Genomic DNA, 22,307 nt, shown 5'->3' with positions numbered 1-22,307 from the left:
ACCTGGAGCCCGAGGAGCCGTGGAACCCCAGCATCCGCAGGACCGCAGAACGCGGCCTGGAACCTGACGACGACCCTCTCCCACCCTGGAACTCGCTCCCGCCCTCCGCTCGCCTCTACGGCTCCCCGGCCGACCCGGGACTGCGCAGGCGCGTAGGGGGACGGGCGTGGCGGCGGTGGACGAGCGTGCTGGTGGCGACGCTGGCCGGCGCGGGGCTGGTGACGGGCGCGATCGCGGTGGTGCTGCGGCTCATCGCGCCACCGGTGGAGACGGGACGGCTGAGCGACTCGCTGGCCGGGGTGGCGGCGACGCTGCCGGAGGGGTGGAGCCAGGGCGCGGTGGCGCCGGTGACGGGGTTCACGTCGGTCGTCAGGGACGGGGACGGGGCGCTGGTCATGGCGAGGCCGGTCCCAGGGGCCGTGGAGGACGCCGAGGAGGCCACGGCGGAGGCGGCGGAGCTGTACTCCAGGCTGCTGCTCAAAGGGGACCGCGTCAGCGTCGTCGAGGACAAGGAACTGCCGGGGGGACACACGCGGGCGCTGCGGGCCGAATATCAGGATGTGGTCAACCGGCCCGCGTTCCTCCGAGTGATGCTGCTCACTCGCGAGGGCCGGCCCGTACTCATCGTCGGACTGCTCCAACCCGAGGAGAACAGCCGCAGGCAGGCACTCGACGCTGTCATGACGAGCATCCGATAAGTCCGCGATAAGTCCATAGCACGTAGGAAACACCTTGGCCAGAATCCACGGCTCTCGGCACGTCTTGTCGGTGCCCCCGATTACTCTTGGGTCACTGTGAGAGAGCGAAGCACACCAACCCCAGAGGTGATGCGGTGAGCACCTTCGCCGCGTCCCACCTTTCGCCTTCCTATCCCGACCGAGCCGCGTGGGGCACCGCCCCCAAGCTGCGCGCGTGGCAGGAGCAGGCGTTCGAGCTCTACTTCAGGCGTGAGCCGCGTGACTTCCTCACCGTGGCGACGCCGGGCGCGGGCAAGACGACCTACGCCCTGCGCATCGCCAGCGAGCTGCTCGCCAACGGGGTGATCAAGGCCATCACCGTCGTGACGCCCACCGAGCACCTCAAGCGCCAGTGGGCCGACGCCGCCGGGCGGGTGGGCATCGGGATCGATCCCGAGTTCAAGAACAGCCAGGGCACGACCTCGCGCGACTACATCGGGGTCGCGGTGACGTACGCGCAGGTGGCCATGCACCCCGCGCTGCACAGGGCGCGCACCGAGGCGCGCAGGACGCTGGTCATCTTCGACGAGATCCATCACGTGGGCGACGCCAAGTCGTGGGGGGAGGGCGTGCTGGAGGCGTTCGAGCCCGCGACCCGCAGGCTTCAGCTCACCGGGACGCCGTTCCGGTCCGACGACAACCCGATCCCGTTCGTCGTCTACGAGGAGGACGGCGAGGGCGTCAAGCGCAGCCTCGCCGACTACTCCTACGGTTACGGCCCGGCCCTCGACGACGGGGTCGTGCGGCCGGTCATCTTCCTGGCGTACTCCGGGGAGATGAAGTGGCGCACCCGGGCCGGCGACGAGATCGCCGCGACGCTCGGCACGCCGCTCACCAAGGACCAGCTCTCGCAGGCGTGGCGGGCCGCGCTCGACCCCAAGGGCGACTGGATCCGCCAGGTCATGCAGGCTGCCGACCGGCGGCTCACCGAGGTCCGCAGGGGCGTGCCGGACGCGGGCGGCCTGGTCATCGCCACCGACCACGAGACAGCCCGCGCGTACGCCCGCCACCTGCGCAACATCACCGGCGAGGGCGCCACCGTGGTCCTCTCCGACGACCCTGGGGCGTCCAAGAAGATCAAGCAGTTCGCGGCCTCGGAGGACCGCTGGCTGGTCGCCGTGCGCATGGTCTCCGAAGGCGTCGACATCCCCCGCCTGTGCGTCGGCGTCTACGCCACCTCCACCTCGACGCCGCTCTTCTTCGCCCAGGCGGTCGGCCGCTTCGTCCGGGCCCGCAAGCGCGGCGAGACCGCCTCGGTCTTCCTTCCCTCGGTGCCCACGCTCATGGGGCTGGCCAACGAGATGGAGGTCGAGCGCGACCACGTGCTCAACAAGAAGCCGCCGGAGGACGGCCTCGACGACACCCTCCTGGAGCAGGCCAACCGGCAGAAGGACAATCCCGACGTCCTGGGCGACGAGCTTCCGTTCGAGACGATGGAGACGTCGGCCACGTTCGACCGGGTGCTGTTCGACGGCGGTGAGTTCGGCACGGGGGCGGAGATCGGCTCGGCCGAGGAGGAGGACTTCATCGGCCTGCCCGGCCTGCTGGAGCCCGACCAGGTGGCCACGCTGCTCCGCAAGCGGCAGTCCGACCAGCAGGCGGCCAGGCGCAAGCAGACGGCCGACGAGCCGCAGGAGGTGCTGGCGCCGCACGAGCAGATCGCGGAGCTGCGGCGCGAGCTCAACGGGCTGGTGGGAGCCTGGAACCATCGCACGGGGCAGCCGCACGGGGTCATCCACGCGGATCTGCGCCGCTCCTGCGGCGGCCCGCCGATCGCCCAGGCTACGGCTGAGCAGATCCAGGACCGGATCAACACCATCCGCCGCTGGGCCACCCAACGCCGCTGACCCGCCGTTGCCGGTTGGGTGGAGCGGTGTGGGTGTTGGGTTTGGGGTCAGGACCAGTCGATGTTGCGTGGGAACCGGGGGTTGCGATGGTGGCAGCGGCTGCCGGTGAGGCTGGGTTGGTGGGGGGTGGGGCGTTGGTGCTGGTTGAGGGGCTTGACCATGATTCGGCAGACTTCGGGGCGCAACTCGTGCGTGCCGTCCGGGTGGTAGACGACTTCGGTGGTGGCGACCTTGCCGTGCGGCCATTCGGCGTACCCGCAGCGGCCGTAGAGCCGCTGCGCGCCGCGGTTGTCCAGGCCCACACCGAGGGCGACCCGCTCGTGGCCGAAGGCGGCGAGCAGTTCCTCGGCCACGCGCAGCAGTTCGCTGCCGATGCCCGCGTTGCGCCGTCCGGGGAGCACCTCGAGATGCGTGATCAGCGCGACGTCCGGCAGGTGGGCGCGTAACTCGGGCTCCTCCGCGGGGGCCAGCCAGACGTATACGTCGCCCACCGCCACCTCCTCCTGCCAGGCGACGAGGAGAAACCCGTGCCCGGTGTCCTGCCTGGTCAGCCGGTCGGTGAAATAGGGCTTCTGCCCGAGTGTACGGACCATGGCAGGGAGATCTTCATGGACGGCTTGGCGTATGTCAGGTGCCCCCACGGACGACAGATTCCCGGTTGACCCGCAGGCGAATCAACCGGGGATGCTCACCCTGCCCTGTAGAACAGGGGCTTCGCATCCGCCTTGATCAGCCATTTCATCGCGACGGCGGTGTCCGGGCCGAGGTTCGGAATCTTTTCGAAGTGGTCGGCCCATCGGCGACGGTCCTCCGTCCATGCCTTGACGTAGGAGACGCAGAGCGCCGGATCGATCAGTCTGAGGCGGCCGAGCGCGGCGACCAGCGAGCTCTCCATGGCATGCCGGTTGGGCGCCGAGTCGACCGGCAGTCGCCGGACGCGGCCCAGCACGTCCTCGATGAAGTGCTTGCGTCTGGCGAGGAAGTCGGCCCAGTGCGCCGGCTCGGTCGCGCCCGTCCAGCCCGTCCGCCGCTGCCCGTCGAGGAGCCAGTAGATGCCTTCCGCCAGCACGTCCCCGAGTTCCTGGTCGCGTGCCCTGATGGGACGGTCGAAGGGGTCGTACGGACGTTGCCGCACGTTCCCCGTCACCGCGAGCGGACGCAGCGAGGTCTCGCCCAGCAGGTAGAACCAGTCCTCGTTGTAGATGTTGGGGAAGAACGAGGGGACGCAGGTCGTCTTGACGGCGAGGGCGCCGCCGCCCACGAACGACTCCTGGTGCCCGCCGGTGAACCGGTGCGCGTGGCACACCACCGAGTTGTCCGGATAGCCGCCGATGTGCATGCCCACGACGTCGTACTTCTCGAGCAGCGCAGCCGCGCTGGTGACCTCCTCGTGGCCGCCGATCACGATGTCGTCGTCCAGGAAGATGATGCGTTCCCAGCCCATCAGGCGGGCGAGGAGCAGCCCCGTGTTGCGTTTGGCCCCGAGGTCGGTCGGGCGGGCGAACGGGGTGTCCTTCAGCAGGGCCGTGGTCCTGAAGTCCGGCAGGTTGAGCCCGTGCGCCTCGCCTATGTCGACGGCGATGAACCGTACGTCGGGCGGCATCCAGGCCGCCGCCTCCCGCGCGCTGCTCCATTTGCTGTGCAGGGTGACGAGGGGACGGCCGAGCGCGGCCGCCAGCCGGCCGGCGTGCGTCAGCCAGCGCGGATGGCGGATCGTGGGTACGACGATGGCGTCCACGGTCCCGGACCCACCGGGCACGGACGGCTGGTCGAATATGTCGGCCAGATTCCTGTGGGAGCCATGGTGATGCGGCTCCCCCTTGACCAGTTCTATTTCAGTCTCCATGAGTGGGTCCCGGCCATTCGTGTAGCCGGTACGCGTCAAGAGTCCAGTCCGGGGTGACCACGACCCGGCCTTCGATCCTGACCCGCGTGAGGATGCAGTAGGACTCAGCGGCGCCGAAACGAGCTCGCAGGTACGCGGCGTTCCTGTCACGGAACCGTTCGTCGGTCAGTGCCCGGACCGCCCCGTACACGCCTCTGGCGTACATGCCGTTGCAGATCGTCAGCGTGCGCTGGACGTTGTCGGGATTGGCGCCGCGGTAGAAGAACGCGACGTCCTCGAGCAGTTGCAGGCTATCGCCTGACCTGCTGATACGTGGGTAGTGCCGGCGCGTGTCGCCGCCCAGGTCCACCTCGAAGTACGGGCCGTGCTCGCCCTCCCAGTCGGGCACCTGGCGTACCGGGAGCTCGATCCTGCCGAGCATGGACGCGGTGACCTGGTTGTAGTCCACCCCGCCCAGCAGCACCACGTGTGTCGTCAGGTCGTCGGAGCGCAGGTCCTCCGTGGCGCGCAGGGTCACCAGGCTGCGCGGGTTCGCCGCTCTGAGGTGGCCGTGCAACTCGAACAGCGAGTCCAGGTCCGAGTACTTGTAGATCTCGATGTAGTCGCCCTGCTCCGGAGTCGCGTACGGGATCTTGGCGCGTTCCTCCGGGGGGACCTGCGAACAGATGATCGTGATCGGCGCCCCGTCGGCGAAGTGCCACGGGCCTTCGTAGGAGTCCCGGGCCGGGGCCGTCTCGGCGGTCTCGCCGGCGGCCTGGAAGCGCAGGGCGACCTGACGCAGTCGGGTCAGCTCGTCGAGGAGCGCGCGGTGCTCGTCCAGCTCCTCCCGCGTCATGTCAGACAGCGGGAGCAGACGGGCCTGGCCGTTGGAGAGCGATCGCCTGGTGGCGAAGAAGGCCGCGTACTTCTCGAGCCTGGGCAGGGGCGGGATCTTGGGAGCGCGCAGGGACTCCCAGGACGAGATCAGCGGAACACTGACCTGGAACGCGTCGCACAACTGCGCCTGCGTGACCCGCAGATCGGGCCACCGGCTGTCGCGGAGCTCGCGCAGTCGGCGCGCCAGCGCACTGCGCGCGGAATCGTCGCCGCTCATGCCGGCCTCATTCGTGTGAACTTCAGCAATCTCTAGTGAACATCGTCCAAGAGGTGGATTCCACGGAGAACCCGCAGCTAGGACATAACATTATGGCCACGTGCGAAGGCGCGCATACAGAAGGCTTCAGTCTAGCCATTCACCTTGGCTCGCCGGGTACGAATAGCCGGATTCAGTCGGGGTAGGCACTAAATGTAGGAAGATTCAGTTAATGTACTGAAATTTACTGAAGAAGAGGTGGGGGTGGTTCGTGAAGGAAGCCCGATGAGCCCCCACCCGACCAGGAGCGGCATCCCACGCGGAAAGATCGCGGACACCTCCCGACGACGCCGATCATCAGTGGAGGTGCCGCGCGGCCAGGTTTCTGTAAGCGCGTCTCCGTACCAGGGAAACACCTTGATGACAACAGTAACCTCCCACCTCACGGTGGTACTGCCCCTTTTTCCCGACGCCAGAGAGCTGACCCTCTTCCTCCTGGGGATCCTGATCATGCTGAGCGCGGCGGCGCTCCGCTGGATCGTCCGGCGGACGCGGGTCGTCGTGGTGGTCAGCGGTACGAGCGCCCTGCTCGTGGTCCTCGCCATCCTGTTCACCGCCTACATGATCAAATCCGGAGTGGCCTGAAGTCGCCATCGCGCGCGGCGCGCCCCGTGGCGCTGCGCGCGTGAGGCGCCAGGGCAATCGGTCGCATGCCGTGACCATGCGTATTTGGTCACAGAGCAGTGGCCTCCCGTTAGAAGCTTGGCAGAATCGGCAACAACCACATTTGGCTTGTCTCGGAAACGCAGAAGGACGTAGCCCATGTCGTCTGAGGCCAACGGAAAGCCGGTGCTCACCGTCACTTCCGGCCTCTCTCGAAACGCCGTCATCGTCAGGCTCGAGGGGGAGCTGGACGTCAACGCCCTGCCTGTGCTTCGCGAGCACATGCGGCACATCTGGGAGCTGCCCCCCAAAGCCTTCCTGATCCTCGATCTCGGCGAGGTGGGGTTCTGCGACTCCATGGGGATGAACGAGCTCGTCCACGTCATGCAGCGGTGCGAGACGCAGGGCACCAGGCTGTTGCTGGGCGGGGTGCAGGGTGTCATTGCCAGGGTGCTGTCGATCACCGGGCTGCGGCACGCGTTCGAGGTCTTCGCCCGGGTCGACGACGCGCTGCGGCTGGCCGTCGCGCACGGTTAGGCGCGGTCAGGCGGGTTCGCGGGCCAGGAGGCGAGTGATCCGGGAATGCGGTGAAGCTCGTCGCAGGACACCTCGTGGACCACCGCCGAGCGGTCGTCGGCGTCGTCGAGGAGTGCGTCCATCGCGATCGTGCCGCCCTCGAGCAAGAGCAACGTCACGAGCGCGGCCGCCCGTTCGCCGGTGGAGCCTCTGACGAGTAACCACAGGCTGAGGGGGGCAAGGAGGAGCCAGGCCATGCCAAGGGAGAGAGCCAGCATGAAAAACCTCCCACGAGTATGAAGATTTATGACTCTCCGTATTACTTCGGTGTCAGAGAGGATCCGCCCTCTTTGGATATCACACGACCACAGCGTTGCCTACTGTGTACTCTTCGTGATCAGTGGCGCCGTGGGAGCGCCGGGTTACCGTAGAAGGGTGCCTGAAGTGAGTCTGTACCTACCCGAGGACATCCAGCACCGGGTCGCCGAGGCGGCCAGGGCGCATGGGTTGTCCGACGAAGACTACATGCGCGAGGCGATCACCCGTGCGCTGAGCGTGGAGGTAGTCGGAGAGCGCCCTGAGCCGCAGCTGCCGGTGTTTCGGCTGAGCCACGAAGAGCTCACGGCGGAGCGCATCGACGAGATCCTTGCCGAGGGCTTCGGACGGGATGGGCTCGACTGATGCTGGTGCTCGACACGAGCGGCCTGCTCGCCGCGATCGATCCCGACCAGCCGCAGCACAAGGAGGCGCGCGAGACGCTGCTGTCCGAACGCGGGCCGCTGCTGCTCTCGCCATACGTGCTCGCCGAGACGGACTACATGATCGTCAAGCTCGCAGGGGTGCGCAGGGAGATGCTGTTCCTGAACGATGTGAGCTCGGGGACCTATGACATGGTCCCCATGACAACAGACGATGTCCGGCGAGCGGTGACCATCGTCGACCGCTATCGTGACATGGCCATCGGGCTCACGGACGCGTCCGTCGTTCTCGTCGCGGCACGCTATGCCACGACGCGGGTGCTGACGCTCGATCATCGTCACTTCAGGGCGATGAAGCCGCTCTGGGGTGACGCGTTCACCGTGTTGCCGGCCGACGCCGACTGATCAGCCAACGGCAGGCGCTCCCTTCAGGGTGGCGCCTGCGTCCTCCAGTTCGGCCATGGCCGCCTCGGTGGTGGTGCGGGACACGCCCGCCGTCAGGTCCAGCAGGACGCGCACCGCCAGGCCGTGCTCGACCGCGTCCAGCGCCGTGGCGCGTACGCAGTGGTCGGTGGCGATCCCGACCACGTCGACCTCGTGGACCCCGCGCTGACTGAGCCACTCCGCCAGCGGCACCCCGTCAGCGGACACGCCCTCGAAGCCGCTGTAGGCGGCGGCGTACGTGCCCTTGGTGAAGACCTCCTCCACCTCCGACACGTCGAAGGCCGGGTGGAAGTCCGCCCCCGGCGTGCCCGCCACGCAGTGCGGGGGCCAGGTGGAGACGTAGTCGGGGGTGCTGGAGAAGTGGGCGCCGGGGGAGATGTGGTAGTCACGGGTCGCCACCACGTGGTCGTAGCAGTGGTCGGTCACATGGCGGGTGATCGCCGCCGCCACCTCGGAGCCGCCCGCCACCGGCAGGCTGCCGCCCTCGGTGAAGTCGTTCTGCACATCGACGATGATCAGCGCGGTGCCCATGGACAGCACTCTAATCCGTCGCGGCGGCGAAGGCGTCAGGTGAACTCCGTGGGGACGGCCGCGTAGCCCCTGCCGAGGTGGAGGGCATCCAGGGGGAGGGTGGCGATGGCCGCGGCGTGGCGCTCGCGGGCGGCGGAGAGCGGCTCCCTGCCGACGACCTCGCCGTCGCGCACCAACTCGTGCAGGAGCGGGACGCCGCGCTCGGGAACCAGGCCGCCGGTGGTGATCAGCTCCGTCTCGGCGTGCCCGTACTCGTCCATGAGCCGGTACGCCTCCTTGCGCCCCCCACGCGACGGCTTGCCCACCGAGCGCTTGGCCACGGCCTCCAGCCTGCCCGTGGCCGTCTCCCGCGCCACCAGCTTGTACACCAGCGCCGCCGTGGGCACGCCTGAGCCGGTCACCAGGGAGGTGCCGACGCCGTAGCCGTCCACGGGGGCGGCGGCCAGTGCGGCGATGGCGTACTCGTCCAGGTCGGAGGTGACCAGGATGCGGGTGTTGAAGGCCCCCAGCGCGTCGAGTTGCTCGCGGACCTCCTGCGCGGCGGCCGCCAGGTCGCCCGAGTCGATGCGGACCGCGCCCAGCTTCGCCCCGGCCAGGTCGACCGCCGTGCGGACCGCCTCGGCCACGTCGTAGGTGTCCACCAGTAACGTCGTCTCCGGCCCGAGTGAGGCGATCTGGGCCTCGAACGCCGCCCGCTCCGAGTCGTGCAGCAGTGTGAACGCGTGCGCCGCCGTACCGGCCGTGGGCAGGCCGTACAGGCGCCCGGCCATCAGGTTGGAGGTGGAGGCGAACCCGGCGATGTACGCGGCCCGCGCGGCCGCCACGGCGGCGGCCTCGTGCGTGCGGCGCGAGCCCATCTCGATGATCGGCCGCTTGCCCGCGGCGTTCGTCATGCGGGAGGCGGCGGAGGCGATCGCGCAGTCGTGGTTGAGTGCCGACAGGATGATCGTTTCGAGCAGCACGGCCTCCGCGAAGGTGCCTTCCACGACCATGATCGGAGAGGCGGGGAAATAGAGGTCGCCCTCGCAGTAGCCGAAGATGTTCCCGGAAAACCGGTAATCGGCCAGAAACTCCAGAGTGGACTCGTCGACGACCCGATGATCGCGCAGATGGGAGAGTTCTTCGTCACCGAAGCGGAAGCGTTCGAGCTCGTCCAGGACACGTCCCGTTCCCGCGACGACCCCGTAGCGCCGGCCGCCCGGCAGGTGCCTGGCGAACACCTCGAAAACCGCGCGCCGGTGCGCCGCGCCGCTCCGCAGGGCCGCCTGCAACATCGTCAGCTCATAGTGATCTGTGAGCAACGCAGTGCTCATTGCCATTCTCACGTGTCGAAGACTACGGCCCAGATAGGGCAGACTCGGGGATGTGGGTAGCAGTGCTCCAATCACCGTCGAGCGTCCGTCATCGGACGTCCGGCCCGATCTGCCATGGGTGACCATCGTCTGGAACGACCCGGTCAACCTCATGTCCTACGTGACCTATGTTTTCCAAACGGTCTTCGGCTATACCAAGGAGAAGGCCGAGAAGCTCATGCTGGACGTCCACCACAAAGGCAAGGCTGTCGTCTCCAGCGGCACGCGCGAAGAGATGGAACGCGATGTGCAGATTCTCCACTCCTACGGCCTGTGGGCGACGGTCCAGCCGGACTCGGTCAAGTGAGGCGCGGGTGACTTCTGGGTTCTCGCCGGGCAAGGGCGGCGCGGTCGTCGCGAAGTTCGAGGCGGCCGAGGTCTCGCTGCTGCGCTCGCTCGTCTCGATGCTGCTCGGGCTCGTGTCGCCGGGGCAGACCAGCGACGACCCGCTGGAGCGGGCGCTCGGCATCGGCGAGAGCCAGGTGCCGTCCGACCCGGTGCTCGCGCGGCTGTTCCCCTCGGCGTACGACGACGAGGAGGAGGCGGCCGAGTTCCGCCGCTACACCGAGGCCACGTTGCGCGACGGCAAGCGGGCCGACGCCCAGACCGTGCTCGACACCGCCAGGTCGGGCCGCGCCGAGCTGACGCCGGAGCAGGCCCAGGCGTGGCTGCGCGCGCTCAACGACGTGCGGCTGACGCTCGGCACCAAGCTCGACGTGACCGAGGAGATCCACGACGAGATCGCCATGATGCCCGAGGACGACCCCAGATACCCGGCCTACGTCACCTACGACTGGCTGACCTACCTCCAGGACAGCCTGGTCCGGGCGCTCTGGTAATTTCCGGGCATGCTGTCGATCTCGCAGGAACTGGTGGACAAGATCGTCGCCCACGCGCGGGCCGACCATCCCGATGAGGCGTGCGGCGTGATCGCGGGCAGGAACGGCGTTCCCGAGCGGTTCATCCAGATGGAGAACGCCGAACGCTCGCCCACCTTCTACCGCTTCGACTCGATGGAGCAGCTGCGCGTCTGGAACGAGATGTACGGCCGCGACGAGGAGCCGGTCGTGATCTACCACTCGCACACCGCCACCGAGGCCTACCCGTCGCGCACCGACGTCTCCTACGCCTCGGAGCCTGAGGCCCACTACGTCCTGGTCTCGACGAGGGACGAGGACAAGGTGGAGTTCCGCTCGTACCGGATCCTCGAGGGAGAGATCACGGAGGAAGAGGTAAGGTTTCTCCCATGATGGTCCGGCCGGTGCAGAGCTTTCTCTTCGCCCACACTCCGGCGGTCGTCGTCTACGACTGTCCCTGAGCTGGAATCCCCATCCAGCCGTCGGCGTTGCTGCCGATGGGACGACGACCTGATCTGAGGAGCACTGACCGCGATGGCCATCGAGGTTCGCATTCCGACCATCCTGCGTAACTACACCGACGGCGCGAAAGCCGTGAGCGCCGAGGGCGCCACCCTGGACGAGCTGATCAGCGATCTCGAGTCCAGCCACCCCGGGATCAAGGACCGCCTGGTCGACGAGAGCGGCCTGCGCCGCTTCGTCAACGTCTATCTCAACGACGAGGACGTCCGCTTCCTCGGCGGGCTCGGCACGCCGGTGTCCGACGGCGACACGGTGACCGTCCTCCCTGCCGTCGCCGGTGGGTGACATGCGTTTCGAATCACTGATCGACTCGGTCGGCCGCACGCCCCTCGTGGGCCTGCCAAGGCTGTCGCCCTCCGCCGAGGTGCGGATCTGGGCGAAGCTCGAGGATCGCAACCCCACGGGGTCGATCAAGGACAGGCCCGCGCTCTGGATGATCGAGCAGGCCGAGAAGGACGGCCTGCTCACGCCCGGCTGCACGATCCTGGAGCCCACCAGCGGCAACACCGGCATCTCGCTCGCCATGTCGGCCAGGCTCAAGGGCTACAAGCTGATCTGCGTGATGCCGGAGAACACCTCGGAGGAGCGGCGCCAGCTCCTGCGCATGTGGGGCGCGCAGATCATCTCCTCGCCGGCCGCGGGCGGCTCCAACGAGGCCGTACGCGTCGCCAAGGAGCTGGCGGCCCAGAACCCCTCGTGGGTGATGCTCTACCAGTACGGTAACCCGGCCAACTGGCGCTCACACTACGAGACCACCGGCCCAGAGATCCTCGAGGACCTGCCCACCATCACCCATTTCGTGGCCGGACTCGGCACGACGGGGACGCTGATGGGGGTGGGCAGGTTCCTGCGCGAGCGGGTGCCCGGCGTACGGATCGTCGCCGCCGAGCCGCGCTACGGCGAGCTGGTCTACGGGCTGCGCAACGTCGACGAGGGGTTCGTCCCCGAGCTCTACGACGAGTCCGTGCTGACCACCCGCTTCTCGGTCGGTTCCGCCGACGCGCTGCGGCGCACCCGCGAGCTGCTCGCCGCCGAGGGCATCTTCGCCGGGGTCTCGACCGGGGCCGCGCTGCACGCGGCGCTGGGCGTGGCCCAGAAGGCGGTCAAGGCGGGCGAGCCGGCCGAGGTGGTGTTCGTGGTGGCCGACGGCGGCTGGAAATACCTGTCCACGGGCGCCTACGACGGCACTCTGGAAGAGGCGGAGGAGCGCCTCGAAGGCCAGCTCTGGGCATGAGAGAGGCGGCCGGTCACCGGACCGGCCGCCGTCACCCGCTCTCCCCTAGCTAGTTGACCAGCACCCGCAGCGAGAACGTCGCCTCGGTGTCGGTCAGCTTGCCGCTCATTCCGATGGCCTGCAGCGCCTGCGCGTTGGCCTTCTCCTCGCCCTGCATGGAGTTGAGGTAGAGGTTCTCCACCTGGTCCAGGTTCACGAACAATCCGAACGTCGCCGCGTCCGCGTCCGGGATCGCCGTCTGGAACGCCGGAGACTCGCCCAGCGTGCCCTCGGCCGCCAGTGCCTTCGCGTACTCGTCGCTGGTCGCGACCGTGAAGACGCCGTCGCCCGCGACCTTGGCGATCTGGGGAGCGGGTTGGCCGCCCGCGGACATCGCCTGCTGGACCTTGTCGATGATCGCCTGAGCCTTGGCCGGGTCGGTGGCGATCCGCACGCCGCCCTTGATCTGGTTGGTGTCCAGGCCCTGGCTGTCCAGCGCGACCGTGAGGTTCTTGCCCAGGATGGTGGACAGGTCGCCGGGCAGGTCGAGACCGTACGTGGTCTTGGCCTGCTGGATCAGTTGCGCGATCTGCGCGCCGCCGGTGGCCGTGGCCTGCTTCTCGATCTCGGCCCACGACTTGACGACGAGCTGGTCCAGGCCGGAGATCGACAGGGCGCCCGCCGTGCTGCCCGGCAGGGTGGCCAGGTTGGCCTGGGCAGGGTCGCCGCCAGGGGCCAGCCCCTTGGCGCCGCGCACCAGCCCGGCCAGCTCGACGTACGCGCTGTCGAAGCGCAGGGCGCCGGCGAACCTGGCGTCCTTGACGGCTGCCATGTCCGCTGCCTCCGCGGCCGGAATCTCCGTCTTCGCCATGGTCATCATGCCGCCCATGTCCGCCCAGAACGACAGCACGCCCTGCTCGCCGACCGCGCCCATGTCACCGCTGAACTCGGCGTTCTCGGCCAGGCTGCCCTCGGCCTCGGCGTACTTGGTGGCGAGCTCCTGGGTGGAGGACAGCAGCGCGTAGTCGTCGCGGAAGGCGATGCCGTACTTGTCCTTGCCCATGATCTTGGCGATGCCCGCCTTGGCCTGCTCCTCGTCCTTGACCTGGACGGCCACCGCGAAGTCGGGCTCCTCCTTGCCCGACGGCACGGCGGCGAAGCCGATCCTGCTGCCCAGCCACGGGTCGACGTCCTTCGCGAAGTCGAGCTTGACGCTGGACTCCTTGTTGATGGTGTCGAACAGCGCCTGGCGCGGGTCGTCGCCGGAGAAGGAGTCCTTGGTGACCGTGAACTTCCTGGCCAGCTCGAACAGCGCCACCTTCTGGTTCGCGGCCGGGTCCAGGTCGAGGCGCGCGTAGGCGATCGAGTCGGCGGGCAGGACCTCGTCCGGCTGCGTGCCGCCGCCGCCGATGGCGCCCACGGCCCACACCGCGCCGCTGCCGAGCACGACCACCGCGACCGCCGCCGCGGCCGCGATCACCCAGCCCTTGCGGCCCTTCTTGGCCGGCTCCGGCTGGCCGAAGCCTTCCGGGCCCTGCTGCTGCCAGCCGCCCTGGGCGTACTGGTCCTGCTGCTGCCAGCCCTGTTGCTGATGACCCTGCTGTTGGTAGCCCTGCTGCGGCTGCTCCTGCTGCCAGCCGCCCTGCTGTGGTTGCTGCTGCTGCCAGCCCTGCTGGCCGTACTGGGGCTGCTGCCCGTATCCCTGCTGCGGGTTGTGGGGCTGCTGCCGGCCATGGGATCCCTGCTGACCGTAGGAACCCTGCTGGCCCTGGGCGGGCTGGCCGTAAGGCTGCTGCTGGTACGGCTGCTGCGGCGGGTACGGCTGTCCGGCGGACGGCGTAGTCGGTGGGTTCTCCGGCTGCTGCCCCTGGTTCCAGTTGTATGCCGTGGTCCGGTCAGGATCCTGGCCATGTGGGGGATTATTCGCAGACATCACTCAACTCACAATGTGGACTTTTGACCACAGAGAAGCTAGCTGATGTTGGTAGACGTGCGCTTGCAATGTGCTGAAGATGCAATGGGACTCGTTTGAGCTCTTTGTGAGCGTGGACGTGCACCTCACCGCCGCCGTGGTCCGCGACGCGACACCGGTCATGGCCGAACCGCCTTCTGGCCGGTCGCGGCCGGATCGCGTTTCCGCAGGTGGGCGCACTGCCGGGCGAATGCCCTAAAGTGGACCTACTAGAATATAGTTCCAGACTTTGAGGCAGGGGCGGATGACCAAGTTCGACGAGGCCACGCAGGCGATCAGAGTCGACGACAACACCTACGACGTGTGCCTCGATCCCGGATACTCGATCGGCGGCCCCCTCAACGGCGGCTACCTCATGGCCGTTCTGCTGCGGGCGGTGGTGGACGCCTCGCCGTTCGAGCATCCGGTGAGCACGACTGCGCAGTTCCTCAAGACACCCGTCGCCGGTCCTGCGCAGGTCAGGGTCGAGCCGCTCAAGGCGGGCAGGACGGCCGCGTTCGCGCGGGCCACGCTCGTACAGGATGGGGTGGCGCAGATCGAGAGCCTGGTCACGACGGCCACACTGAACGACGTCGAGCCGCTTTATGCCGAAAAATCGGCGTACGACATGCCGGATCCTACGGACTGTGCCAAGCTCCCCGACCCCAAGCCCGAGTCGGGCATGACGCTGAACGCCCAGATGGAGCTGCTGTTCGACCCGCCCACGATCGGCTGGCTGCAAGGCCGGCCCACCGGCAGGCCGGAGTCGCGGGCGTACTTCAGTATGGCCGAGCCCCAGGACCCGGACCCGTACGTGCTGGCCCTGGCCGTGGACGCGCTGCCGCCCGTGGTGTTCTCCGCGGGCGGACGCGGCTGGGCGCCGACCGTGGACCTCACCTGGCACCTGCGCGCGCTGCCCGCGCCCGGCCTGCTCACGCTGCTCGGCAGCGGCCGGCTCGTCTCCGACGGCTGGTTCGACGAGGAGGTCGAGGTGCGCGACTCCACCGGACGCCTGGTCGCCCAGTCACGCCAGCTCGCCCGCGTCGGGAGGGGCTGACCGGTGTGGAGGTGAGCAGGTCCTGAGCGACTGTGAGCATTGTTACACAGTGTTGATCGTGCAGGTCGCCTACCCTCAAGAGCGTGCCGGACGCGAGTATTGGGATCTTCGACAGCGGGGTCGGCGGCCTGACGGTCGCCAGAGCGATCATCGATCAGCTGCCTCACGAATCGATCACGTACGTGGCCGACACGGCCCGTCAGCCGTACGGGCCGAAACGCATCGCGGAGGTCCGCGCCTACGCCCTGGAGGTGATGGACCACCTCGTCGAGCAGGACGTCAAGCTGCTCGTGATCGCGTGCAACAGCGCCAGCGCCGCCGTGCTGCGCGACGCGCGCGAGCGCTATGACGTCCCCGTCGTCGAGGTGATCCAGCCCGCCACCAGGCGCGCGGTGCGGGCCACCAGCACCGGCAGGGTCGGCGTGATCGCCACCAGGGCCACCATTGACTCGATGGCCTATCACGACGCCTTCACCGCGGCTCCCGACGTGCAGCTCACCGGCGTGGCCGCCCCACGCCTGGTGGAGTACGTCGAACGAGGAGAGACGATGAGCGACGAGCTGATCGAGGTCGTGCGCGACTACCTGGCGCCCATCAGGGCCGCCGGGTGCGACACTCTCATCCTCGGCTGCACCCATTACCCGCTGCTCACCGGCGCGATCTCCTACGTCGCCGGTGACGGGGTGACGCTGGTCTCCAGCGCCGAGGAGACGGCCAAGGACGTCTACCGGATCCTGCACGACCGCGGCCTGGCGGCGGGAGGCGAGGCCACCCCCCGGCACCGCTTCCGTGCCACCGGCGACTCCCTGCTCTTCGCCCGGCTCGGGCGACGCTTCCTGGGCCCGGAGATCGATGCGGTCGAAGTCGCACCAGTGGGGGGTACGACCTTTAACGGGAGGCCCACATGAAGGTGACCATCGTCGGATGTTCGGGGAGCTACCCCGGCCCCGACAGTCCAGCATCCTGCTACCTGCTCGAGGCCGACGGGTTCAGGATGCTGCTGGACCTTGGGAGCGGCTCACTCGGCGCGCTCCAACGCCACATCGGCCTGTACGACGTCGACGCCATCTGCCTGACGCACCTGCACGCCGACCACTGTCTCGACCTCTGCGCGTACCACGTGGCGCGCACGTACGGGCCGGGCGCGCCGTACCCGGTCGTGCCCGTCTACGCGCCGGCCGACGCGCCCCGGCGGCTGACTGCGGCGTACGGCATGCCGGAGGAGCCAGGTTTGGAGACCGCGTTCGCGTTCGCGCCGCTGTCGCAGGGCTCGTTCGAGATCGGGCCGTTCAGCGTCACCGCCGGGCTGGTCAACCACCCCGTCGAGGCGTACGGCTTCCGCGTGACCAACGGCGCCACGTGCGTGGCCTACTCCGGTGACACCGGCGAGTCCAGCGAGCTGGTCAGGCTCGCCGCGGGCGCCGACCTGATGCTGTGCGAGGCGTCGTTCGTCGAGCGGCCCGGCTTGCCCACTGACCTGCACCTCACCGGCAGGCAGGCCGCCGAGCACGCCGCCAAGGCCGACGTCGGACGGCTCGTGCTCACCCACCTCGTCCCCTGGAACGACCAGGCCACGGTCCTCAAAGACGCCTCGCGAGGCGGCTACGACGGGCCCGTCGAGCTGGCCCGCTGCGGTGCCGTCTACGACCTGGCCTGAACCTCGGAGAAGTCACGCATGCGTGGCAGCTGTGAGAACAACAGCGGCAGGAACCCCAGCAATCGGCCCGTCATGAACACCCATAAGGCCTGCCGCACGCCGATCCCCTGGGCGATGAGGCCGCCGAGCAGCGCACCCAGCGGCATCATCCCCCACACCATGAACCGCACCGACGCGTTGACCCGCCCGAGCATGTGCTCGGGGGTCACCGTCTGCCGGTAGGTGACCTGGCCCACGTTCGTCAGGGCCGCGCTCCACGACAGCATGATCGAGGTGATCGCGAAGCACACCACCCGCCAGTCGGCCTCCGTCATCGGCAGCAGCAGGCCGAACGGCGCGCCCACCGTGACGGCCAGCCAGGTCATCCTGGCGGTGCCGTACCTCCTGGATAACCAGCCGCCGGTCAGCCCGCCGATCAGGCCGCCGATCCCGCCGGACATCAGCAGCACGCCGATGACACCGGGCGCCAGCCTGACCTCCTCGGACAGGAACAACACCGACAGGGCCAGCACGGCGCTGACGCAGAGGTTGGAGGCGCCCGTCGACATCACGAACCTGCTCATCAGCCGGTCGTGCCACACGTACGCGAGGCCCTCCCGTATGCCCCGCATGAGCGAGGTCTGCTCGGTGGTCACGGGCGGCTTGTCGGGAGACTTGATCGAGCTCAGCACGAGCACCGACGCCAGCGCGCCCAGCGCGGTGCCGAACAGCGTGCGCGACGCTCCCAGGAGCTGCACCAGCGCGCCCCCCAGCCCCGGCCCTGCCAGGAACGCTCCAGAGCGTACGACCTCGAGCTTCGCGTTGCCGTCGCCGAGCTGCCCGGTGCTGACCAGAGAGGGCAGGTAGGACTGGTCGGCCACGTCGTTGAAGACCTGCGCCGCGCCCGCCAGCAGCGCCACCACGAACAACATCTCGATCGACAGCACCCCCAGCTCCGCCGCCAGCGGGACACTGCCCAATAACAGGAACCTGATCAGATCGGACGCCATCATCACGCGCCGCCGGCGCATCCTGTCGACCCACACTCCCGCGGGAAGGCCGATCAGCAGGAACGCGGCGGTCTGCAACGCGGACAGCGCGCCGACCTCCGCGGGACCGGCATGCAACACGAGCACGGCCACCAGTGGCAGGGCCACTCGCGAGATATTCGCTCCGAGCTCGTTTGCGACGTGCGAACTGAGGAAGCGAAGGAAGTCAGGGTTACGCAACACCCCCGTTGTCATTGCGTAAGGATCCATGTGTCGGACACATTTGGTCAAGAGCGTCGTGGCACGGAGATAGGGTGATCTGCATGTCCCGACAGGATGGCCGCAACCCTGACCAGCTTCGCCCCATTACCATCACGAGACAATGGCTGACCCACGCCGAAGGCTCGGTCCTCGTCGAATTCGGCGGCACCAGGGTGTTGTGCGCGGCTTCGGTGCAGGACAGCGTGCCCCGGTGGCGGCGGGGCAGTGGACAGGGCTGGGTTACGGCCGAATACGCGATGCTGCCGCGGGCGACCAATACCCGTAACGATCGGGAATCGGTCCGGGGCAAAATCGGCGGCCGGACGCACGAGATTTCCCGGTTGATCGGTCGTTCGCTGCGTGCCTGCGTCGATTACAAAGCGTTGGGGGAAAACTCCATTCTGCTCGACTGCGATGTCCTGCAGGCCGACGGCGGCACCAGGACCGCCGCGATCACCGGCGCCTACGTGGCGCTGGCCGACGCGGTCGCCTGGATGCGCGAGCGCCGCATGTGCCCCGGCGACCCCCTGATCGGCTCCGTCGCGGCGGTCTCCGTCGGCGTGGTCGGCTCGGTGCCGATGCTCGACCTCTGCTACACCGAGGACGTCGCCGCCGAAACCGACATGAACGTCGTGATGACCGGCGAGGGCAGCTTCGTCGAGGTGCAGGGCACCGCCGAGGGCGCCCCGTTCGACCGCGCCGTGCTCGATCAGCTCCTCGACCTGGCCGTGGGCGGCTGCGAGGAGCTCACGCTGATCCAGCAGGAGGCGCTGGGCGCATGAAGATCGTGCTGGCCACTCGCAACCCGGGCAAGATAGCCGAGCTGCGGCGGATTCTGGCCGGGTTCGACATCGTGGGGCTCGAGGAGTTCCCCTCGATCGGCGAGGTCGCCGAGACCGGGGTCACGTTCGAGGAGAACGCCCTGCTCAAGGCGCACGCCGTGGCTGAGGGCTCCGGCCTGCCCGCCGTCGCCGACGACTCGGGGCTCTGCGTCGACGTGCTGGGCGGCATGCCCGGCGTCTTCTCCGCCCGCTGGTCGGGGCGGCACGGCGACGATCAGGCCAACCTGTCGTTGCTGCTGGCCCAGGTCGCCGACGTGCCCGCCGAGCGGCTCACCGCCCACTTCGCCTGCGCCGCCGCGCTCGCCCTGCCGTCCGGGGAGTCCCGAGTGGCCGAGGGTGTGCTGCCCGGACGCCTCGTCACCACGCCGCGCGGCACCAACGGGTTCGGGTACGACCCGATCCTCGTCCCCGACGGCGAGTCGCGGACCACAGCGGAGATGTCGGCCGAGGAGAAGGACGCCATCAGTCACCGGGGCCGCGCCTTCCGCGCGCTGGCGCCGCTCGTCCGCGAGCTCGTAACCACCGCGTAAGAACCTCCCGCCGACGGCCGACGTACCGTCGGGGTGTGCAGAGGAATGAGATGGTGCCCGCTTGGGCCGGAGCGTTGGCGGGACTGGCGTCCGGGGGCGTGGCCCTCGGGATCGCGCAACTCGTGGCCGGGTTCGTCGGGCCTGAGACTTTTCCCGTCGTGGCCGTCGGAGATGTGACGGTCGACCTGACGCCCGCTCCGGTGAAGGACTTCGCGATCCGGACGTTCGGCGCGAGTGACAAGGCCGTTCTCATCGGGGGCGTGCTGGTGGTCCTTGCCGGGGTCGCGGCCCTGATCGGCGTACTGGCCCGGCGCCGGCTCGCCTACGGCTTCGCTGGGCTGGGCGGGTTCGCGGTGGTCGGGCTCCTCGCCGTACTGACCCGCCCGGACACCAACGGCGCCCTCGACGCGCTGCCTACCCTGGTCGGCGCGTTCGCCGGCGCCTGGACGCTTTCCTGGCTGGTACGGCGCGCGGGCGGCCCCGCCATGGCCGCTTCGGCCGCTTCCGCCGGCTCCTCCGGGAGCGCGGCGGCCCCGGACGGCGACACCGCCGAGCGCCCCGGCATCTCTGACACGTCCGGCGCGTCCAATGCTTCTGACGCTTCCAGCGTGTCCGGCGAGCCTCGCGCTTCCGGCGTTTCTGACGATTCCGCTACCTCTGGGGCGGAGCGGCACGGCGTTTCCGCGGTGGAGCGGCCTGCGGTGGTGCGGTCGGGGGCCGACCTGCGTGCCTTTGACCGGCGGCGGTTGCTGACCGGGGTCGCCGGTGGGGCGGTGGTCGCCACGGCCGCCACCGTGCTCGGGCGCCAGTTCGGCGGCCGGCAGGCGCTGGACGCCGCGCGGGCGGAGCTGGCGCTGCCCAGGCCGGCCACCCCGGCGAGGCCCATCCCGGCGGGCGCGAACCTCGGTCTCAAGGGCCTGGCCCCCTTCATCACGCCGAACCGTGACTTCTACGAGGTGCACACCGCTCTCGTCCTGCCCCAGGTCGATCCGAACGAGTGGCGGCTGCGTATCCACGGCCTGGTCGACCGCCCCGTCGAGTTCTCCTACGCCGACCTGCTGAAGATGCCCCTAACCGAGGCGGACGTCACGCTGACCTGCGTCTCGAACGAAGTCGGCGGCGATCTCGTCGGCAACGCCCGCTGGCTGGGCGTCCGCATGGCCGACGTACTGCGTCGGGCGGGGTTGCGCTCGGACGCCGACATGCTGCTGTCCACCTCCGCCGACGGCTTCACCTGCGGCACCCCGGCCGACGTGGTCATGGACGGGCGCGACGCGCTGTTCGCGGTCGCGATGAACGGCGAGGTGCTTCCCGTCAGTCACGGCTTTCCCGTGCGACAGGTGGTGCCCGGACTGTACGGATACGTCTCGGCCACCAAGTGGCTGGTGGACATCAAGGTGACCCGGTTCGATCAGGACGAGGCGTACTGGACGCCGCGCGGATGGTCGGCCATGGGGCCGATCAAGACCCAGTCGCGCATCGACATCCCGGCGACCGGGGACTCGCTGAAAGTCGGCCGTACCACGATCGCGGGGGTCGCGTGGGCGCAGCACACCGGGGTGGACGCCGTGGAGGTGCGGGTCGATCGCGGGCAGTGGCGCGAGGCGCGGCTGGCCGAGACGCCCGGGGCCGACACCTGGCGCCAGTGGTCGATCGACTGGGACGCCACCGCCGGGCAGCACACGATCGAGGTACGGGCGACGGACGCCGCCGGGCGTACGCAGACCGAGGAGATGGCGCCGCCCGCGCCCGACGGGGCGACCGGCTGGCACACGATCACGGTCCAGGTCGCCTGACGACCTGTCGGGGTTTGGACTGTTTGCGCAGGTACGGCGGGTAGTTCTGGCGGCGAATCTGCCCGACTTCGCCTCCCGGCCATGGCGGCGCCTCTACGATCGGTCGTCGAGCATGACAGGAGGCAGGCCGTGTTCCGCGAGCGCAAGCCGAGCGTCCGGTGGGTCCGTCCAGAGGGTCCGTACAACCCCGTGGTGGGGGAGGGGGTGCGGTGGCTCGACTACGAACGCGCCGCCGACATCGAAACCACCCCCCACAAACCCCCCACCACTCCAAAGCCCGCCACCCCGCCCACCGACGACGCACCACACCCTCCGCGCCCAGACGACACCCCGGATGCTCCCCACCCTGACGGCGCGCTGCACACGCCCCGCCCTGACGCCGCCCGGGAAGTTCCGCGCCTCGACAGTGCGCTGCACACACCGCGCCTTGATGGTGCTTTGGGGGCTTTGCCCTCTGACGGCGGGCTGCACACTCCGCGTTCTGATGGCGCCCGGGAGTGCCCTGACGGTGCATCGCACGCTCCGCCTTCTGATGGGGCTTGGGAGGATTCCCGCCCTGATAGCGGCCGGGAGGTTGCGCGCCTTGACGGTGTACCGGCCGTCGGGTCGGATGCCTGCTGGTCGATCGCCTTGCCTGACATGGCGCGGAGTCGCAGTGGCACTGCTGAGAGCGCCGGTGTCAAGGGTCGCGGTGGCGCCGCCAGTGTGGTTGGTGTGCGAAAAGGCGGCGGCGCATGGGGGAAGAGCGGTGCCGCGTCGGAGTCCCTTGATACTGCTGGCGTGGGTGGTATTGCAGGTCCTACGGGGACTCACGATGTCGGCGGCTCTGAGGAGAACGGCGGTGCCTGCGCGTGTGATGACGACATCGACGTGGTTCGTGTTCTGGGTCGTGGTGGGGCGGCGGCAGGCGTCGTTGGCGATTTGGGATGGGGCGGTCGCGATGAAGT

25 protein-coding genes are annotated in these 22,307 nt (G+C 68.9%); 17 read left to right on the top strand and 8 right to left on the bottom strand.

Translation table 11 applies throughout. The features are described from left to right. Together ITP53_RS21785 and ITP53_RS21780 are read left to right on the top strand one after the other, a co-directional pair. Positions 1 to 698, top strand: a 698-nt coding sequence (locus tag ITP53_RS21785) for a hypothetical protein (protein WP_195897269.1), incomplete at its 5' end; no start/stop codon positions are given. Between the two features lie 134 nt (positions 699 to 832). Next, complete coding sequence (locus ITP53_RS21780; protein ID WP_195897268.1) at positions 833 to 2,584, top strand: DEAD/DEAH box helicase; 1,752 nt, start codon at positions 833 to 835, stop codon at positions 2,582 to 2,584. Positions 2,585 to 2,631: 47 nt separating this feature from the next. Here the strand turns inward: ITP53_RS21780 and ITP53_RS21775 are convergent, their stop codons facing one another. From ITP53_RS21775 to ITP53_RS21765, 3 genes are all read right to left on the bottom strand, one after another. Beyond that, entirely contained in the window at positions 2,632 to 3,177 is a 546-nt protein-coding gene (locus ITP53_RS21775) for a GNAT family N-acetyltransferase (RefSeq protein ID WP_195897267.1), read from the bottom strand. A 95-nt stretch (positions 3,178 to 3,272) separates the two neighbouring features. After that, positions 3,273 to 4,430, bottom strand: a complete 1,158-nt coding sequence (locus tag ITP53_RS21770; protein WP_195897266.1) for a hypothetical protein — start codon at positions 4,428 to 4,430, stop codon at positions 3,273 to 3,275. Beyond that, positions 4,420 to 5,523 carry a helix-turn-helix domain-containing protein gene (locus ITP53_RS21765; protein ID WP_195897265.1) on the bottom strand — a complete coding sequence of 368 codons (1,104 nt, stop codon included), beginning with the start codon at positions 5,521 to 5,523 and terminating at the stop codon, positions 4,420 to 4,422. The genes ITP53_RS21770 and ITP53_RS21765 overlap by 11 nt, the downstream gene beginning before the upstream one ends. Before the next feature lie 399 nt (positions 5,524 to 5,922). On the opposite strand from ITP53_RS21765, the gene ITP53_RS21760 reads away from it, so the two are divergent. Both ITP53_RS21760 and ITP53_RS21755 read left to right on the top strand, forming a co-directional pair. After that, entirely contained in the window at positions 5,923 to 6,147 is a 225-nt protein-coding gene (locus ITP53_RS21760; protein WP_195897264.1) for a hypothetical protein, read from the top strand. 177 nt (positions 6,148 to 6,324) lie between these two features. Then, on the top strand, positions 6,325 to 6,702 hold the full coding sequence (locus ITP53_RS21755; RefSeq protein ID WP_195897263.1) for an STAS domain-containing protein: 378 nt from the start codon (positions 6,325 to 6,327) through the stop codon (positions 6,700 to 6,702). On the opposite strand, the gene ITP53_RS21750 is transcribed toward ITP53_RS21755, so the two are convergent. Then, the gene (locus tag ITP53_RS21750; RefSeq protein WP_195897262.1) at positions 6,699 to 6,959 is read right to left on the bottom strand and encodes a hypothetical protein; all 261 of its coding nucleotides are present in this window, start codon (positions 6,957 to 6,959) and stop codon (positions 6,699 to 6,701) included. The genes ITP53_RS21755 and ITP53_RS21750 overlap by 4 nt on opposite strands. Before the next feature lie 166 nt (positions 6,960 to 7,125). Here ITP53_RS21750 and ITP53_RS21745 point away from each other — a divergent pair, with 166 nt between their 5' ends. Both ITP53_RS21745 and ITP53_RS21740 read left to right on the top strand, forming a co-directional pair. Further along, positions 7,126 to 7,362, top strand: coding sequence for a hypothetical protein (locus ITP53_RS21745; protein WP_195897261.1), 237 nt, complete (start codon positions 7,126 to 7,128; stop codon positions 7,360 to 7,362). Next, positions 7,362 to 7,784 (top strand): PIN domain-containing protein, encoded by a 423-nt coding sequence (locus tag ITP53_RS21740; RefSeq protein WP_195897260.1) that lies wholly within the window; start codon positions 7,362 to 7,364, stop codon positions 7,782 to 7,784. The genes ITP53_RS21745 and ITP53_RS21740 overlap by 1 nt, the downstream gene beginning before the upstream one ends. On the opposite strand, the gene ITP53_RS21735 is transcribed toward ITP53_RS21740, so the two are convergent. Together ITP53_RS21735 and ITP53_RS21730 are read right to left on the bottom strand one after the other, a co-directional pair. After that, a complete protein-coding gene (locus ITP53_RS21735) occupies positions 7,785 to 8,354 on the bottom strand; it encodes a nicotinamidase (RefSeq protein ID WP_195897259.1) in 570 nt (189 codons plus the stop codon). 35 nt (positions 8,355 to 8,389) lie between these two features. Beyond that, positions 8,390 to 9,673: a nicotinate phosphoribosyltransferase gene (locus ITP53_RS21730; RefSeq protein ID WP_195897272.1), complete on the bottom strand. Its 1,284-nt coding sequence runs from the start codon at positions 9,671 to 9,673 to the stop codon at positions 8,390 to 8,392. A gap of 46 nt (positions 9,674 to 9,719) precedes the next feature. Between ITP53_RS21730 and clpS the strand changes: the two genes are divergently transcribed. From clpS to ITP53_RS21705, 5 genes are all read left to right on the top strand, one after another. Continuing rightward, the gene (clpS, locus tag ITP53_RS21725; protein ID WP_195897258.1) at positions 9,720 to 10,013 is read left to right on the top strand and encodes an ATP-dependent Clp protease adapter ClpS; all 294 of its coding nucleotides are present in this window, start codon (positions 9,720 to 9,722) and stop codon (positions 10,011 to 10,013) included. A 7-nt stretch (positions 10,014 to 10,020) separates the two neighbouring features. Beyond that, positions 10,021 to 10,545 carry a DUF2017 domain-containing protein gene (locus ITP53_RS21720; RefSeq protein ID WP_195897257.1) on the top strand — a complete coding sequence of 175 codons (525 nt, stop codon included), beginning with the start codon at positions 10,021 to 10,023 and terminating at the stop codon, positions 10,543 to 10,545. A 9-nt stretch (positions 10,546 to 10,554) separates the two neighbouring features. Further along, complete coding sequence (locus ITP53_RS21715; RefSeq protein WP_195897256.1) at positions 10,555 to 10,956, top strand: Mov34/MPN/PAD-1 family protein; 402 nt, start codon at positions 10,555 to 10,557, stop codon at positions 10,954 to 10,956. Positions 10,957 to 11,097: 141 nt separating this feature from the next. Then, entirely contained in the window at positions 11,098 to 11,370 is a 273-nt protein-coding gene (locus ITP53_RS21710) for a MoaD/ThiS family protein (RefSeq protein WP_195897255.1), read from the top strand. Position 11,371: 1 nt separating this feature from the next. Beyond that, complete coding sequence (locus ITP53_RS21705) at positions 11,372 to 12,319, top strand: PLP-dependent cysteine synthase family protein (RefSeq protein WP_195897254.1); 948 nt, start codon at positions 11,372 to 11,374, stop codon at positions 12,317 to 12,319. 49 nt (positions 12,320 to 12,368) lie between these two features. On the opposite strand, the gene ITP53_RS21700 is transcribed toward ITP53_RS21705, so the two are convergent. Further along, positions 12,369 to 14,231: a DUF3352 domain-containing protein gene (locus ITP53_RS21700; RefSeq protein ID WP_195897253.1), complete on the bottom strand. Its 1,863-nt coding sequence runs from the start codon at positions 14,229 to 14,231 to the stop codon at positions 12,369 to 12,371. 283 nt (positions 14,232 to 14,514) lie between these two features. Between ITP53_RS21700 and ITP53_RS21695 the strand changes: the two genes are divergently transcribed. The 3 genes from ITP53_RS21695 (at position 14,515) to ITP53_RS21685 (ending at position 16,963) form a co-directional block, all read left to right on the top strand. Next, a complete protein-coding gene (locus tag ITP53_RS21695) occupies positions 14,515 to 15,306 on the top strand; it encodes a thioesterase family protein (protein ID WP_195897252.1) in 792 nt (263 codons plus the stop codon). Positions 15,307 to 15,389: 83 nt separating this feature from the next. Further along, positions 15,390 to 16,214, top strand: a complete 825-nt coding sequence (gene murI / locus ITP53_RS21690; protein ID WP_195897251.1) for a glutamate racemase — start codon at positions 15,390 to 15,392, stop codon at positions 16,212 to 16,214. Further along, positions 16,211 to 16,963 carry an MBL fold metallo-hydrolase gene (locus ITP53_RS21685; protein WP_195897250.1) on the top strand — a complete coding sequence of 251 codons (753 nt, stop codon included), beginning with the start codon at positions 16,211 to 16,213 and terminating at the stop codon, positions 16,961 to 16,963. Before murI ends, ITP53_RS21685 begins: the two co-directional genes overlap by 4 nt. Here the strand turns inward: ITP53_RS21685 and ITP53_RS21680 are convergent. Then, positions 16,948 to 18,186 carry an MFS transporter gene (locus ITP53_RS21680; RefSeq protein WP_195897249.1) on the bottom strand — a complete coding sequence of 413 codons (1,239 nt, stop codon included), beginning with the start codon at positions 18,184 to 18,186 and terminating at the stop codon, positions 16,948 to 16,950. The two genes, ITP53_RS21685 and ITP53_RS21680, sit on opposite strands and share 16 nt — an antisense overlap. A 68-nt stretch (positions 18,187 to 18,254) precedes the next feature. Here ITP53_RS21680 and rph point away from each other — a divergent pair, with 68 nt between their 5' ends. Genes rph through ITP53_RS21665 form a run of 3 tightly spaced genes read left to right on the top strand, consistent with a single transcriptional unit; the run spans position 18,255 to position 21,360 of the window. Next, entirely contained in the window at positions 18,255 to 18,974 is a 720-nt protein-coding gene (rph, locus tag ITP53_RS21675; protein WP_195897248.1) for a ribonuclease PH, read from the top strand. Then, entirely contained in the window at positions 18,971 to 19,564 is a 594-nt protein-coding gene (gene rdgB, locus ITP53_RS21670) for an RdgB/HAM1 family non-canonical purine NTP pyrophosphatase (protein ID WP_195897247.1), read from the top strand. The genes rph and rdgB overlap by 4 nt, the downstream gene beginning before the upstream one ends. A gap of 35 nt (positions 19,565 to 19,599) precedes the next feature. Further along, positions 19,600 to 21,360 carry a molybdopterin-dependent oxidoreductase gene (locus ITP53_RS21665; protein WP_407941278.1) on the top strand — a complete coding sequence of 587 codons (1,761 nt, stop codon included), beginning with the start codon at positions 19,600 to 19,602 and terminating at the stop codon, positions 21,358 to 21,360. The last annotated feature ends 947 nt before the right edge of the window (positions 21,361 to 22,307 follow it).

The organism is Nonomuraea cypriaca, from assembly GCF_015645445.1.
Classification (GTDB): Bacteria; Actinomycetota; Actinomycetes; order Streptosporangiales; family Streptosporangiaceae; genus Nonomuraea; species Nonomuraea cypriaca.
The sequence above is the reverse complement of the archived record's forward strand: the minus strand, read 5'-3'. Positions and strand labels throughout refer to the sequence as shown.